The following is a 14561-nucleotide window of genomic DNA, read 5'->3' on the forward strand; positions in this document are numbered from 1 at the left end:
AGGATGAGGTTAGCCGACCGTCGTACCGAACGCCAAACCCAGCAGATAGGTCACGAACGCCGCACCGTAACCAATCAGAATCTGGCGAATACCGCGCTTGAGCGGGGACGCACCCGAGAGCAGGCCCACCACGCCGCCGGTGAGGCCCAGCGCCGCACCCACGAACAGCAGGGACAAGATCATCGCGCCCACACCCGATATGCCAAAGATATAGGGCAGGATCGGGATCAGCGCGCCCGAGGCGAAGAACGAGAAAGACGCCGCGGCGGCACCAATATCGGTGCCCAGAGCCACGTTCTCCTCGCGCTCATCATCGTCATGATGCGACAGGGACGGATCGCAATCGCAGTCCAGGTAGCCGAAACGCTCCAGGGCACGGTGATGCGCAGCCTCCGGGTCCATGCCGCGGGCGCGGTAGATGAGCTCCAGCTCGTTCGAATCCAAATCCAAATCGTGTGCAACACGCAGGGTAACCTGGGTCGGCTGGGACGCATCCAGCAGCTCACGCTGGGAACGCACCGAGACGAACTCGCCCGCGGCCATCGACAGCGCACCGGCCAGCAGGCCCGCAACACCCGAGAGTAGAACCATCGAGCTGGATGCGCCCGAGGCGGTAATACCCATAATCAGGGCCAGGTTTGAGACCAAGCCGTCGTTGGCGCCAAAGACCGCCGCACGGAAGTTGCCCGAGAGCTTCTCGCGGCCGCTGGTTGCCAGGGCGCGAATGATCTCCTCGTGGATGGCTTCGTCGGCCGCCATCTCCTCGGTTGCGTCGGGGTCCTCGGCGTAGGGGGAGCGGGACTCGGCACGTTGAGCCATCGCCAGAATAAACACGGAACCGAAATTCTTCGCCAGGAACTGCAGAAGCAGGGACTGCAGGGAGGGGCGCACGCGCACATCCGCGTGCTCACCGAGCATATCGCGCCAGTGCTGCTGGTGACGCTTTTCTGCCTCCGCCACCTGCAGCAGAATTTCGCGGTCGGTACCCTCGGCACGCTTCGCCAGGTAGCGATAGATGCGCGCCTCCGACTCCTCGTCGGCCAGGTAACGGCGCCAACGCTTAATCTGCGCCGGGGTCGGGTCGGTAACTGCCCGGTGGCGTGCCGGCTCGTTCTGGAGCATCTCGGTTTCAGCGCCGTGCTCGTAGGGTGCGTGCGTACTCATAAATCCCTTCCGCGGATGCGGTGCGTGCGGGGTGTCTGGCCCCGCGCGCGCTGATAATGCGTTCAAATCTGTGTTGGCCAGTGAACCACTGTAAAGCACTTGGAATCGGAAATCTAGGACGGCTCCACCGGGTGTTGAAGTTCGCCCCAACGTACTTTTGGGAGCCCCCGCGTCGAGGAATCTTTCCTGATCGGAGTGCCGGAACGATGCGGTTGGTAGGCTACGGGGAAGAGGGTAGATAGCGCGACGCGGGTGTGCAAACGGGCGGGCGTCCCCACGCAGTGTGTGGGAACGCCCGCCCGAAGGTAAGCATCTATTCCGGCTATGGGCCGGGAGCGCTCAGCCGGCCGGTAGCGGCCGGGATGAATTTAGCGATTATCGCCAGCTTTACTCGGAGATCTCGCCTGCGCTGTTCTCGAGGAATGCGCGGATGAACCACTGGAACTTCTCCAGCTCGGCGGTCTGGCCAATCAGCAGGTCCTCGGTGATGGGGTCGGCCTCGCCCGCGAAGGCCAGAGCCTTGCGGTGAGCCTCAATCACGCGGGTGTACACGTCGTTCAGGGCGCGCAGGTGGTCGGCAACGCGTGCGCGGCCAACGGGGTAATCCTCGACGGGGCGCTGTGCAACCAGCGCGCCAGCCAGGCCGTTGGGGGTTGCGCCCAGGGTTGCCATACGCTCTGCGATAGCGTCGACGAACTCGCGAACGGTGTCGACCTGGGGGTCAATCATTTCGTGAACTGCGATGAAGCCGGGGCCGGTCACGTTCCAGTGGGCGTGCTTCAGAATCAGGTGCAGATCGTTCAGGTCGTGCAGACGAGCCTGAAGGACGTCGGAGAGTTCCTTGCCGGTCTCGAGGGTCAGGCCGGGAGCGGTGTACTTTGCGAATGCCATATGCGTTCTCCTTTGAGATGTCGCGTCGTGCTATTACAGTTCGTTTCGGCCCGCGGAGGTTACCGTCGCCCGAGTCGAAGCGTCACTATCGAGTTAACCATCCTGGGAACCCAATGTCAATCTTTATTATGAGTAATTCGTAATAAATCGTCACATGATGGGGTGTAGTGGAATCCTACTGGTTCACTAGCGCGCGAACCGCCTCCAGGTTCAGCTCCTCGTGGCTCATGCGTGCGGTGCCCAGTTCTGCCGGAACGTCCAGCTCGCCCGGCACCACGATTACGCGCATACCCGCCGCGGTTGCACTGCGCACACCCGAGGGGGAATCCTCGATTGCCACGCACTGAGTCGGGTCAACGCCCAGGCGCTCGGCTGCCAAAAGGTAGGGTTGCGGATTGGGCTTGGGGTGGGTGGTCTCGTCGTTGCCAATAACGACCGAGAATGTGCCCTCGGGTGCGGCATCGGCGGTGCGGCGCGCAATGGAGGTGGTGGCGTTCGTGACGATAGCTGCGGGGATGTGTGCGTCGCGCACCTCGCGCAGGAAGGGTTCGATGCCCGGCAGGAATTCAACCTCTCGGTGGGAAAGAGCCTCGCGCACCTTGCCCACGAGCAAATCGTTAATCTGCTTGTCGGGCAGGTCGACGCCGCGCTCGCGTAGGCGATCCAAGGTGAACTTCATTGACAGGCCCAGGCAGTCGAGGGTGTCCTGCTCGGTCCAGGTGCCACCAAATTCTGCGGTGAGAGCAACCTTTGCGGCAGCCCATACGGGTTCGGTGTCGACGAGGGTTCCGTCGTGGTCGAAGAGAATGGCGGCGGGGAAGGTGTTCGTAGTCGTCATGTCATTAAGCCTACCGGTTTATTTCTGGGGTGAGCGTAGGACGGCGTCCCCAATCGTCACCAAAAAATCTGTGCCCGCGTTCTGGGGGTTCTTGGCGATAGTGAGCAGTGCATCGGCAACGTCTTTACGGGCAATCGTGGGGATGCCCGGAGTTCGCTCGACGCTCGTCATGTCAAATACCTTCACCCCGCCCTTACCGGGCTTGTCGGTCAGCCTGCCCGGATGCGCACGCGAAATATACGGCTGATATTCGGTGACCAGGGCGTCCGCCTTAACCTTGTCGGTAAAAATGCCGCGCATGATGACCTTGCAGACCAGGCGCATGGGCAGGGATGCGGTCCGTACCGTATCGCCCACACCGTAGGCACTCATCAGAACGCAGTGCTTTACGCCTGCGCCCGTGACCGCCTCCATGATGAGGGGCAGACGCTCCTGCATGAACGTGGAGGAGAGAAATTCTCGCACCGTGGCTTTCTGCCCCAGGATGCTGACCATGACGTCCTGCCCTGCGGAGGCTGCGGTGAGCCGCTCGGTATCGTTGAGGTCGCCGGGAGTAATCGTGAGGTTCGGGTGGGTTCCCAAAAGTGTTAGCGCCTTATCGGGATTGCGTACGTAGGCGGTGACCGAGTGCCCCTCCTCGAGGGCTTTGTGGATGAAGAGGCGGCCGGTGCGGCCGGTTGCGCCGAGAACCAGTATTTTCATGTGGGGTCCCCAATCTTTAGCTGTTATGGGAACCTATAAGCGCCCAATCCGGTCAGTATAGCAATGCGGCTTCGACTGGGGGTTTTGGTGGGGGCTTTGACAGAGAGTTTTGGTGGGGGCTTTTGCTTGGGGGTCAGGGGTATGGGGCGGGGTGAAAAATACGAAAAAATTTTTTGCAAGAGGGTTGCGAAACATAGTTGAGCGGAGTAGACTCAAGTTATGTAATGCAGGGACACATAGGATAAACCCCTCGAAATACGAAAGGACACCATGGATATTAAGTTCACGACCAAGAGTCAAGAAGTTATCTCCGCCGCTAACACCAATGCGCAAACGGCGGGTAACCCCACTATTGAAACCGCGCACATCCTCAAGGCCCTCATGGACCAGCGCGAAGGCATCGCAGTCTCCGTGCTCAAGGCAGCAGGCCTGGATGTAGACGCCATCTCCGAGGCTGCTTCCGCAGAAATCAAGAAGCTGCCCAAGGCATCTGGCTCCTCCGTGCAGAACGCCTCCTTTAGCCGTTCCGCACTTTCCGCCCTGCAGGCTGCGCAGACCCGCGCACAGGGCTTCGGGGACACCTACGTCTCCACCGAAATGATTCTGCTGGGCATCGCCAGCGGAACCGATAGCACCGCTGAAGCAATGCACAAGCTCGGCGCTACCGCAGACCTCATCGCACAGACCATCCCCAACGTCCGAGGAGACCGCACCGTGGATACCCCCGACCCCGAAGGCACCTTCCAGGCGCTCGAAAAGTACGGCACCGACCTGACCGCCATTGCCCGCGCCGGCAAGCTCGACCCGGTCATCGGCCGTGATTCCGAGATTCGCCGCGTCGTGCAGGTGCTCTCCCGCCGCACCAAGAACAACCCCGTGCTGATTGGTGAGCCCGGCGTCGGTAAGACCGCCGTGGTCGAGGGCCTGGCACAGCGCATGGTTTCCGGCGACGTGCCCGAATCCCTGCGCGGCAAGACCCTCATCAGCCTGGACCTGGGCTCCATGGTCGCAGGCGCAAAGTACCGCGGTGAATTCGAGGAGCGCCTGAAGGCAGTCCTCGAGGAAATCAAGAAGTCCGAAGGCCAGATTGTGACCTTCATCGACGAGATTCACACCGTCGTCGGCGCTGGCGCATCCGAAGGCTCCATGGACGCGGGCAACATGCTCAAGCCCATGCTTGCCCGTGGCGAGTTGCGCCTGATCGGTGCGACCACCCTGGATGAGTACCGCGAGAACATCGAGAAGGACCCCGCACTGGAGCGCCGCTTCCAGCAGGTGTACGTGGGCGAGCCCAGCGTAGATGACACCATCGGTATTCTGCGCGGCCTGAAGGAGCGTTACGAGGCACACCACAAGGTGCAGATTGCTGACTCCGCACTGGTTGCCGCAGCAACCCTGTCCAACCGCTACATTCCCTCCCGTCAGCTGCCGGACAAGGCAATTGACCTGATTGATGAGGCAGCATCCCGCCTGCGCATGGAAATTGACTCCGCACCGGAGGAAATTGACCAGCTGCGCCGCGCCGTGGACCGCCTCACCATGGAGGAGCTGGCCCTGGCCGACGAGACCGATCCCGCATCGGTCGAGCGTCTGGAGGCCCTGCGCAAGGATATGGCGGACAAGAAGGAAGAGCTCGACGCCCTCAACGCTCGTTGGGAGGCTGAGAAGGCTAGCCTGAACCGCGTGGGTGACATCAAGACCCAGATTGACGAGCTGCGTTCCCGCGCAGAGGTTGCACAGCGCGAGGGTAACCTCGCCGAGGCATCTCGCCTGCTGTACGGTGAGATTCCCGCAAAGCAGGCTGAGCTGGAAGAAGCACAGCGTGCCGAGGACACCGCCAAGAGCGAGTCCATGGTCTCCGAAGAGGTTACCGCAGACGATATCGCCGAGGTGATTTCCTCCTGGACCGGCATTCCCGCAGGCCGCATGATGCAGGGTGAATCCGAGAAGCTGCTCGAAATGGAGAAGCGCATCGGTGCCCGCCTCATCGGTCAGGAAGCCGCAGTGGTCGCTGTCTCTGATGCTGTGCGCCGCGCCCGCGCCGGTATTTCCGACCCGAACCGCCCGATTGGTTCCTTCCTGTTCCTGGGCCCGACCGGTGTCGGTAAGACCGAGCTGGCTAAGGCACTGGCCGAGTTCCAGTTCGATGACGAGCGTGCCCTGGTGCGTATCGACATGAGCGAGTACTCCGAGAAGCACACCGTGTCCCGCCTTGTCGGTGCCCCTCCCGGATACGTCGGCCACGAAGAGGGCGGTCAGCTGACCGAGGCCGTGCGCCGTCGCCCCTACTCGGTGGTCCTGCTCGACGAGGTTGAGAAGGCACACCCCGAGGTCTTCGACATCCTGCTGCAGGTGCTCGATGACGGCCGCCTGACCGACGGCCAGGGCCGCACCGTGGACTTCCGCAACGTCATCCTGATTCTGACCTCGAACCTCGGTTCGCAGTACCTGGTCAACCAGGACCTGCCCTTCGACGAGCGCTCTGAGAAGGCTCTGGAGGTTGTGCATCAGGCATTCCGCCCCGAGTTCCTCAACCGACTGGACGACATCATCATGTTCCAGCCCCTGTCGGCTGAGAACCTGGGTCAGATTGTGGGCCTGCAGATCAAGAGCATGGCTAAGCGCCTGGAGGACCGCCGCCTCACCCTGAACGTGACCGAGGCAGCCCTCGAGTGGCTGGGCAAGACCGGCTACGACCCGGCATTCGGTGCCCGCCCGCTGCGCCGCCTGGTTCAGCGCGAGATTGGTGACCGCCTGGCTCGCGGCATCCTCTCCGGCGCTATCCACGACGGCGACACCGTGACCGTGGATGTGAACCCGGACGTTGCCAGCGACGGCCTGGTCGTGACCTCCGAGCGCGAGCAGAAGGCTGAGGACTAAGCTCAACCGGTTAGCCGGACGGAGCCGATTGGCTCAGCGGGCTTAGCCCGTGGCTGACTCCGCGAGTTCGAAACCGCAAGAAATAGGCTGTGGGGTACCCTCGAAAGGGGGTGCCCCACAGCCGTTTAACGTACTAAATCACAGAGCATGGGAGAAGAATGGACCGCTGGACTGACCACCAGAACTTCGCCGCCGCCGGTGAGCAGCGCGAAGAAATCGCCTCCGTGCACAGGGCCGCGATTCGCTCTATCCAGCGGGTCGTGGCGGATACCGCCGAACCCCACGAGGAGGGGTACGCCGCCGAGGGCATTGCTCGCCTACTCAAGGCGGGTAAGGTTCTCGTGCTCACCGGCGCGGGCGTGAGCACCGAGTCCGGCATCCCCGACTACCGCGGCCCGGGCGGATCCCTGCACGACCACCGTCCCATGACCTACCAGGAATTCCGTTACGATGATGCCGCCCGTCAGCGCTACTGGGCGCGCTCCTACGTGGGTTGGCGCCGCATGCGCCGCGCCCAGCCGAACCGTGCCCACTACGCGCTCGTTGAGCTCGAGCAGCTGGGCGCTATCAATGGCGTCATCACGCAGAACGTGGACGGCCTGCACGCCCGCGCCGGAAGTCGCAATCTGTTGGCCCTGCATGGCGATCTGTCCCGTATCGTCTGCCTGGACTGCGGTCAGGATGAGGGCCGCGAGAGCCTGGATGCGCGCCTGGATGCCGCGAACCCTGGCTACCTGGACCGCCTGGAAAGCCGTGACCTGCGCGTAAACCCCGATGGTGACGTGGAGCTGGACCAGCAGTACATCCAAGATTTTCGGATGGTGCCCTGCCTGGGGTGTGGCTCGACCCGTCTCAAGCCGGATGTGGTGTACTTTGGCGAGTCCGTGCCGGCCGAGCGCAAGGCGCGCAAGGACGCCATGCTTGCCGAGTGCTCGGCGCTGCTGGTGGTGGGTTCCTCGGTGGCGGTGATGAGCAGCTACAAGATTGTGCTGGAGGCCCTGCGTGCCGGCAAACCGGTTGCCGTCATTAACGGTGGTCCGGGCCGTGCGGATACGAAGGCCACCTTCCTGTGGCGCACCGGGGTGGGGGAGGCCCTGGAGCTCATGCTTGATGCGATTGACAGCTAGGCTCTCGATGGTCCGGCCGCTGCGACCACCCGCCCGCGGTTGTGTTGCAATTCATTGCAAATACACCCTTGACTGGTGAAAATACCTTGGAACCCGGGGCTAGAATGAGGGAATGGACATTCGAAACACTATCACTCGCTTCGGTGCCACGGCCCTCATCGGTTGCGGTTTGGTTGTGACCGCCATCCCCGCCACCTTCGCTCAGAATGACGGCGAGACCGTCACTCACGAATACCAGGACCGTGCCGCCTCCCACATCTCCGAGGTCTGGTACAAGGGTGAAACCCTCGAGATCTCCGGCGAGGGCTTCCTGACCCAGGACCGCGCCTCCGGCTCGACCATCGCCATTAAGCTCAACAAGGGCGCCATTAAGATCGACGGTAAGGACTACCTCGAGGTAACCGCCAACGATAAGGGCGAATTTACCGTCTCGATCCCCTGGCAGAGCGACCTGGAGGATCGCGTCTCCGTTGACGTCTACCTGCTCTCCGGTTCCCTGAAGGACAATGACACCGCTCGCGGCGGCAAGGCAGCCACCGTGAAGATTGAGGCTCGTTCCGTGGCCCCCGAGAGCCCCAGCGCCTCGGCAAGTGTTTCGGCAAGCGCCGAGCCCTCTGCATCCGCCAGCGCTACCGCCGAGCCGAAGAAGGAATCCAAGGCTGATTCTTCTGCCAGCCCCTCGGCATCGGCTACCGCAGCTGACGAGACCGTCGCCTCGGTGGATGCCGAGGTGAAGAACCGTGCCGATGAGAAAGCCTCCGCTTCCGCCTCGGTGAGCCCGAGCGCCACCGCATCGGCTTCTGCGTCTACCGTTGTTTCTCCCTCTGCCTCCGCTGAGGTAAAGAACGAGAAGAAGGCCGACCAGAAGGTATCGACCGCTAAGAACGACCAGAAGGCCGAGCAGAAGGACGGTTCCCAGCAGGCTCCCGCCGCGCAGGATCAGCTGGGTGGCTCCTCGAGCGTCCAGGCCCCCGCAACCGAGCAGCCTTCGCCCGAGAGCACCCGCTTCGCTAACTGCTCCGAGGTCGCCGCCGCGGGCCTGGCCCCCATTCCTTCGAGCCACCCGGACTTCCGTAAGCAGTTCGACGCCGATAATAACGGCCTCGGCTGCGAGGTTGTCGACAGCGGCTCCTCCTCGAACGGTGGTTCCTCCTCGAGTGGCAGCTCCTCCTCGCAGGACAATCTCGGCTCCAGCGGATCGGGCGCCCAGGACCGTCTCGGCTCTTCCTCGTCGAGCGCCTCTCTCTCGAGTCGCGCGCAGCGTTCCTCGCTGGCTAATACCGGCGCCTCGAACGTGTTCACCGTGGCCGGCCTGGGAATGGTGGCCGTTGGCTTGGGTGTTGCGGGCGTGACCTCTGTGCTCCGTCGCAAGAACTCCTAAGTTTAGAGTTTAGGAATCCGGTGCTCCGGGCATCGGATGCGTTGTTCCAGGATTCCCCTCGCTCGCCTCGCGGGCGTGGGGGATTCTGCGTTTAACGGGGTCCCGAGCGGTAGGGCGTTGAGTGGGTTTACGGACGGAAAACCGTCTAAACTAACGCCCGGATTCCAAGGCGCCGGTAGCGTTCGAATTCTTTGAATATGCGATTGATTCTTCAACTCGCCCCTCAAGAATTCTTCAAGAAGGGCCCATTAAGTGAGTCAGCTCATGTTAAATCGGCATCATGCACCCCGATATTGTCAGGTTCGGTCGTTAGAATGGGGGGCATGAGCATTCGAAACAACATCGCACGCATCGGTGCCACCGCCCTGATTAGCTGTGGCCTGGTTGCTACTACCGTCCCCGCTACCTTCGCTGACGAAGCTGCACAGGAGATTTCCTTTACTTACGCAGATTCCGCACGCCTCATCACCCCCGACACCTGGGTTGAGGGTCAGGGCCTGACCATCGTGGGTGAGGGTTTCAAGACCGCTGACGGCGCTTCCGGCTCCGTGCTGGCCCTGAAGCTGAACAAGGGCGCAGTGAAGATTAACGGCCAGGACTACCTGGAGATTCACGCCGACGAAGCCGGTAACTTCAACGTCACCGTTCCCTGGCAGGCAGAACTGCACGGCAGTGTTTCCGTTGACATTTACCTGCTGTCCGGCTCCCTGAAGGACGGCGACGTGCCCCGCGGCGGCAAGGCTGCGACCGTGACCATTAAGGCCGCTAACGAGTCGCTGCCTACCCCGGCTCCGAGCGAGTCCACCGAGCCCACCCCGGCTCCCTCCGAGGACCCGACCCCCGCTCCCTCCGAAGACTCGACCCCGGCTCCGACCACCGAGGCTCCCAAGCCTGCTGAAGAGACCTCCGCACCCGCAGTTGAGGACGCTAAGGAAACCAAGCCCGCTGAGGACCAGAAGCCTGCCGAGCAGAAGTCCGAGGACCAGAAGTCTGACGAGCAGAAGTCTGAGGACCAGGCCGCTCCCGAGGGCGACCACGCTGAGGGCGATTCCGCAGCTCCCAAGAGCTCCAAGGATTCCGATAACCTCGTGCTGGGTTCCTCCGACAACGACAACCTGGGCTCCGGCTCGAACGACAACCTGGGCTCCGGTTCTTCCAACGCATCCTCCAAGAGCTCTGCATCCCTGGCTAAGACCGGTGCATCCGGTGCGATGACCGCTGCTGGCCTGGGTCTGATTGCTCTGGGTGCCGGTGGTGCAACCATCGTGGCAACCCGCATGCGCAAGAAGGCATAAGTACATACTGAATTCTAGGGTTACTCCCTAGAAACCCGAGTGGGGCTCCCTCTGATGTAGAGGGGGCCCCATTTGTTGTATCCGGGCGCGGCTGACCGCCTCACTGCGCCCCGGTAATTGAAAAAACCTTAAAGGTAAAACGCTCTGACCAGTCATTTAATCGGTGTTCGCGAAGACATAAGTGAGAATTACAGAGCGCACAGGCGTGACACAGCTTCGGACGGGATTCTAGAAACCAAGCAGAACACGTAGGTACTCAAGCCGGAGCCGAGAACAGACGGCTCGGGAAGCTGGAAACCTACCCCACGACCTGGAGCACCCCATGACAATCCTGACCATGGCGATTGCAGACGCCCTCGCGATCGCAATCCTGTGCACCCTTTACCTGGTGCGTCACCGCAACCGCGAAATGATGATTTCCTACGCGGTCATCAACGCCGGTATCTTCACCGTCTCGGTGGCCCTGGTCTCGGCGGGTTCAAACGCCTCGGCCATGGGCATGGGCCTCTTCGGCGTTCTGTCGATTATTCGACTGCGCTCCACCGCCCTGAGCCAGCGAGAAGTCGGCTACTACTTCGTAGCCCTCTCGGTCGGTATGATCGCCGGTATCAACATCAGCCCCGCGTACATCGCCTTCATCCTGATGGCGGCCCTGGTGGCTCTCATCGCAATCCTGGATGCGCGTAGCGCCCCCGCGGTCAAGGGACAGACCCAGACCGTCACCGCCGATCGCGCGATTAGCGATGAGGAAGAGCTCAAGGCTTACCTGGGCGCCCGCCTGGGCTACGCCATCACCTCGGTCAAGGTGACCGAGCTGGACCTGGTGAACGACCTGACCCGAGCTACCATCACCTACCAGCCCAAGGAGACCACCGAGGGCGGCACCCCCGCAGCGGCGGAGGCAGCAGTACCGCAGGTAACCGCAACCCGCCAGCCCGCGGCAACTCAGCCGGTAGCGCCCACCGCCGAGGCGTACGCCACGCTGGATACCCGGATGATGCCGCTCCAGCGGACTCCCGTCGCTAAGTAAGCCCGGTAGGCACCACCCCAAAATCTAAAATCCACGACAGACGCACTACTCCCGCCGCCTTCGACGAATCGAGGCGGAACCCCAGAAGGACGAAGACCCATGACTAACGCAGCCGCAAACATCATCCCCGCAGAGTGGAAGAGCATCAGCCTCGAAGCCATGAACGAGAAGGCAGCCATGCAGACCCGTGTGGACCGCAAGTACATCGTCGATGCGGAAACCGCCGCGAAGGTACTCTCCACGCTTGACGCAGACGCCTCCGTCATGGACATCAAGGGCCAGCGCGACTTCGCCTACGACTCGGTCTACTTCGACACCCCGCAGATGCAGAGCTACCACTCGGCAGCCTACAGCCGCGACGATACCTTCAAAATCCGTACCCGTAGCTACCTGGACTCGAAGCTGACCTTCCTGGAGGTCAAGACCGACGGCGAGCAGGACATGACCGTCAAGAAGCGCATCCCGTACACCTTCGAGAAGCGCGATACGCTCACCGCGGAAGGTCGTGAGTACATCACCGCGGCACTCGGTGACATCCTCGCGGGCCCCGTGCACAAGCTGGACGCGGTCCTGACCACCGGGTACCGCCGTACCACGGTCTTCCTGCCGCAGAGCGAGAAGAACCCGGTCGCCTCCCGCATGACGGTGGACACCAACCTGACCTGGACCCCCATGTCCGAGAACATCCTCATGGCGGGCGTGAACTACCGTAACTTCCACGGCAACCTGGTCGGCACCACCTACGGCCTGCCGAACACGGTCATCATCGAAACCAAGTCGGGTGTGGAGCCCTCCGTAGCGGATCAGCACCTCTGGGATGCGGGCATCACCCCCTCAAAGATTTCCAAGTTTGCAACCGGCATGGCGGCGCTGAACCCGCAGCTGGCAAGCAACAAGTGGAAAGAGACCCTGGAGAACTGGATGCACCTGGAACCGGTCAACGGCACCCGTCCCGACGTGGATACGCTGACCGAGGAAGACTACCGCAAGCTTCTGACCGAATGTTACGCGGCCGCTTAGGGCCGTCACCCCGGATGCGCGGGTAGGGTAGCAGGCTCTACCCGCGCGGATGGAACCGGATCCTGACCAGACATAGTCCTGACCGGGCGCAGGCACCAACAGGATTCGCTAAGAGTACGCCTGACCCCCAAAGATTTACCCGAAAACCGCAGCGGCACTACATAGTGCTTGTGAATCACGAAGAGGAATACCGTGAAAAAGAGCAATATGATCAAGAGTGCAACCTCCATTACCCTCCTGGCGGCCCTGGCCCTGACCGGCTGCTCGGCAACCTCGGCATCGAACACCAGCGCGACGAGCGCCATCAGCACCTCCACCTCGAGTGATTCCGACACCAAGTCGAAGACCGCCGATTCCTTCTCCACCGACGTGAAGAACGGCGCGAAGCTCGCCGAGGACACCCACTACTCCGCGAAGGATCTGACCTGGGATTCCTCCAGCGAGGTCACCATCGATCTTTCTAATCCGACCGCGACCGACGGCGTGACCGTCAGCGATGGCGTCATCACCATCACCAAGGCGGGCAACTACAAGCTCACCGGCACCTATAGCGGCCAGGTCAAGGTTGAGGCAGCCGACAGTGACATGGTCCGCCTGATCCTGGATAACGCGACTATCACCAACTCCACCGGCGCGGCCATCAACGTGGTTGAGGCTGATGAGGTCGTTATCTACACCGCCTCGGGTAGCACGAACACCGTCTCTGACGGCTCCTCCTACTCCGATACCGCCAGCGGCAGCCCCGACGCAGCCATCTACTCCAAGAGTGACCTGACCCTTGCCGGCGAGGGCACCCTGAAGGTTGAGGGCAACTACGAAGAGGGTATCCACACCACGGACGGCCTGGTCATCGCCTCCGGCACCCTGGAGGTGACCGCCGCGAACACCGGCATCAAGGGTAAGGATTACGTCGATATCCTGGACGGCACCGTAACCGTGACCGCAACCAAGGACGGCATTAAGGCAACCAATGACACCGACGGCAACCGCGGCTGGGTACGCCTGAGCGGCGGTACCGTGAACATCTCCGCCGGTGACGACGGCTTCAAGGCCGAGCGCGTGCTGGAGATTTCGGGCGGTACCCTGAACATTACCCAGTCGAACGAGGGTATCGAGGCGCAGTACATCAACATCCTGGACGGTACCGTGAACGTGACCAGTTCCGATGACGGCATCAACGCCTCGTACAGCACCACCAGCACTAGCTCGACCGGTACCGAGTCGGCTTCGACCTCCACCACGCAGACTGCCCAGACCAACCAGACTGCCCAGAGCAACCAGACCGCGCAGAGCAACCAGACCGCGCAGAATACCCAGAGCGGCCAGTCGGCACAGGGTAATGCAGCGCAGGGCGGTCAGGGCGGTCAGCCCCCGGCAGGTGGCCAGGCGCCCTCCGGTAACATGGGTCAGCCCCCGGCAGGTGGCGGCGGCATGGGCGGTGGCCACGGCACCTTCGAGGTTGTCGACGCGACCATCAACATTGCCGGTGGTACTGTCACCGTGAACGCAAACGGCGACGGCATCGACTCCAACGGTACGGCAACCCTCTCGGGCGGCACCCTGGTCGTGAACGGCCCGTTCACGGGCGGTAACACCTCGCTGGATACCAACGGCGACCTGCTGCTCAACGGTACGACCGTGGTTGCGGGTAACTCCGGCGACATGTTCGAGGCGCCCGCATCCTCCTCCACCAGCGGCTACGTGAAGCTGACAAACCTGTCGAATGTCAGCAGCGGCACGACCATTCAGGTGGCCGATTCCTCGGGTAAGGTGGTGGCCAACTACAAGGTGACCAACTCCAACACCGCACTGATCCTGGTTTCCAGTGCCAATATCACCAAGGGCCAGAGCTACACGGTGTACACCACGACCGATAGCGTGGATGCCTCCAGCACTTCCGTGGCCTCGAACGCCACCTCGCTGGGTAGTTTCACCGCAAGCTAGGGCCCGGAACTTGGGAATCCCATAGACCCCGCGCCGGAGGTCATGACCGGTGCGGCTGATTCTCTCGATGCCGGTCTTGTGAGTGAGCCGCTCGAGAGACGCGAACCCCGCTTCGAAGCTGAGTATGCCTTCGATGCGGGGTTCCGTGCGTGGAGAGCCGAGAGCGAGAAAAATAAAACGGATGTTCTGGTGCATAGGGGTGCTCCGCTCCGTAAAATACGTGTTGCAGAGCGCGACATTGAACGTCAAAACAGGGTACTCTATAGTGTAGTAAAGACTGTAGAACGAT

General features: G+C 62.0%; 11 protein-coding genes. 7 read left to right on the forward strand and 4 right to left on the reverse strand.

Features of this window, described 5'->3' with window-relative positions:
- Positions 1–9: 9 nt before the first annotated feature.
- The 4 genes from HMPREF2630_RS03985 to HMPREF2630_RS04000 form a co-directional block, all read right to left on the reverse strand.
- Positions 10–1164, reverse strand: a complete 1155-nt coding sequence (locus HMPREF2630_RS03985) for a VIT1/CCC1 transporter family protein (RefSeq protein ID WP_049343164.1) — start codon at positions 1162–1164, stop codon at positions 10–12.
- Positions 1165–1551: 387 nt separating this feature from the next.
- Positions 1552–2055, reverse strand: a complete 504-nt coding sequence (gene dps / locus HMPREF2630_RS03990; protein WP_049331568.1) for a DNA starvation/stationary phase protection protein Dps — start codon at positions 2053–2055, stop codon at positions 1552–1554.
- Between the two features lie 175 nt (positions 2056–2230).
- Positions 2231–2893, reverse strand: coding sequence for an HAD family hydrolase (locus HMPREF2630_RS03995; RefSeq protein ID WP_070483502.1), 663 nt, complete (start codon positions 2891–2893; stop codon positions 2231–2233).
- Between the two features lie 18 nt (positions 2894–2911).
- Positions 2912–3595 carry an NAD(P)-dependent oxidoreductase gene (locus HMPREF2630_RS04000; RefSeq protein ID WP_070483504.1) on the reverse strand — a complete coding sequence of 228 codons (684 nt, stop codon included), beginning with the start codon at positions 3593–3595 and terminating at the stop codon, positions 2912–2914.
- Positions 3596–3865: 270 nt separating this feature from the next.
- Here HMPREF2630_RS04000 and clpB point away from each other — a divergent pair, with 270 nt between their 5' ends.
- The 7 genes from clpB (at position 3866) to HMPREF2630_RS04035 (ending at position 14272) form a co-directional block, all read left to right on the forward strand.
- Positions 3866–6475: an ATP-dependent chaperone ClpB gene (gene clpB / locus HMPREF2630_RS04005; RefSeq protein ID WP_070483506.1), complete on the forward strand. Its 2610-nt coding sequence runs from the start codon at positions 3866–3868 to the stop codon at positions 6473–6475.
- A 158-nt stretch (positions 6476–6633) separates the two neighbouring features.
- Positions 6634–7602, forward strand: coding sequence for a Sir2 family NAD-dependent protein deacetylase (locus HMPREF2630_RS04010; RefSeq protein ID WP_070483507.1), 969 nt, complete (start codon positions 6634–6636; stop codon positions 7600–7602).
- Positions 7603–7714: 112 nt separating this feature from the next.
- Entirely contained in the window at positions 7715–8983 is a 1269-nt protein-coding gene (locus tag HMPREF2630_RS04015; protein WP_070483509.1) for an excalibur calcium-binding domain-containing protein, read from the forward strand.
- Positions 8984–9306: 323 nt separating this feature from the next.
- Positions 9307–10278: a calcium-binding protein gene (locus HMPREF2630_RS04020; RefSeq protein WP_070483511.1), complete on the forward strand. Its 972-nt coding sequence runs from the start codon at positions 9307–9309 to the stop codon at positions 10276–10278.
- A 322-nt stretch (positions 10279–10600) separates the two neighbouring features.
- Positions 10601–11308, forward strand: a complete 708-nt coding sequence (locus tag HMPREF2630_RS04025; protein ID WP_070483513.1) for a DUF4956 domain-containing protein — start codon at positions 10601–10603, stop codon at positions 11306–11308.
- A gap of 99 nt (positions 11309–11407) precedes the next feature.
- Positions 11408–12328, forward strand: coding sequence for a polyphosphate polymerase domain-containing protein (locus tag HMPREF2630_RS04030; RefSeq protein ID WP_070483515.1), 921 nt, complete (start codon positions 11408–11410; stop codon positions 12326–12328).
- Between the two features lie 207 nt (positions 12329–12535).
- Positions 12536–14272 (forward strand): carbohydrate-binding domain-containing protein, encoded by a 1737-nt coding sequence (locus HMPREF2630_RS04035; RefSeq protein ID WP_246822752.1) that lies wholly within the window; start codon positions 12536–12538, stop codon positions 14270–14272.
- Positions 14273–14561 lie beyond the last annotated feature (289 nt).

Origin of the sequence: Rothia sp. HMSC072B03 (assembly GCF_001809565.1) — a bacterium.
Lineage (GTDB): Bacteria > Actinomycetota > Actinomycetes > Actinomycetales > Micrococcaceae > Rothia > Rothia mucilaginosa_A.

Bases quoted from the DNA above. Each gene is read 5' to 3' on its own strand.
- HMPREF2630_RS04010 (WP_070483507.1), top strand. From the start codon at position 6,634: ATGGACCGCTGGACTGACCACCAGAACTTCGCCGCCGCCGGTGAGCAG.
- clpB (WP_070483506.1), top strand. From the start codon at position 3,866: ATGGATATTAAGTTCACGACCAAGAGTCAAGAAGTTATCTCCGCCGCT.
- HMPREF2630_RS04015 (WP_070483509.1), top strand. From the start codon at position 7,715: ATGGACATTCGAAACACTATCACTCGCTTCGGTGCCACGGCCCTCATC.
- HMPREF2630_RS04035 (WP_246822752.1), top strand. From the start codon at position 12,536: ATGATCAAGAGTGCAACCTCCATTACCCTCCTGGCGGCCCTGGCCCTG.
- HMPREF2630_RS04030 (WP_070483515.1), top strand. From the start codon at position 11,408: ATGACTAACGCAGCCGCAAACATCATCCCCGCAGAGTGGAAGAGCATC.
- HMPREF2630_RS03995 (WP_070483502.1), bottom strand. From the start codon at position 2,893: ATGACGACTACGAACACCTTCCCCGCCGCCATTCTCTTCGACCACGAC.
- HMPREF2630_RS03985 (WP_049343164.1), bottom strand. From the start codon at position 1,164: ATGAGTACGCACGCACCCTACGAGCACGGCGCTGAAACCGAGATGCTC.
- dps (WP_049331568.1), bottom strand. From the start codon at position 2,055: ATGGCATTCGCAAAGTACACCGCTCCCGGCCTGACCCTCGAGACCGGC.
- HMPREF2630_RS04000 (WP_070483504.1), bottom strand. From the start codon at position 3,595: ATGAAAATACTGGTTCTCGGCGCAACCGGCCGCACCGGCCGCCTCTTC.
- HMPREF2630_RS04020 (WP_070483511.1), top strand. From the start codon at position 9,307: ATGAGCATTCGAAACAACATCGCACGCATCGGTGCCACCGCCCTGATT.
- HMPREF2630_RS04025 (WP_070483513.1), top strand. From the start codon at position 10,601: ATGACAATCCTGACCATGGCGATTGCAGACGCCCTCGCGATCGCAATC.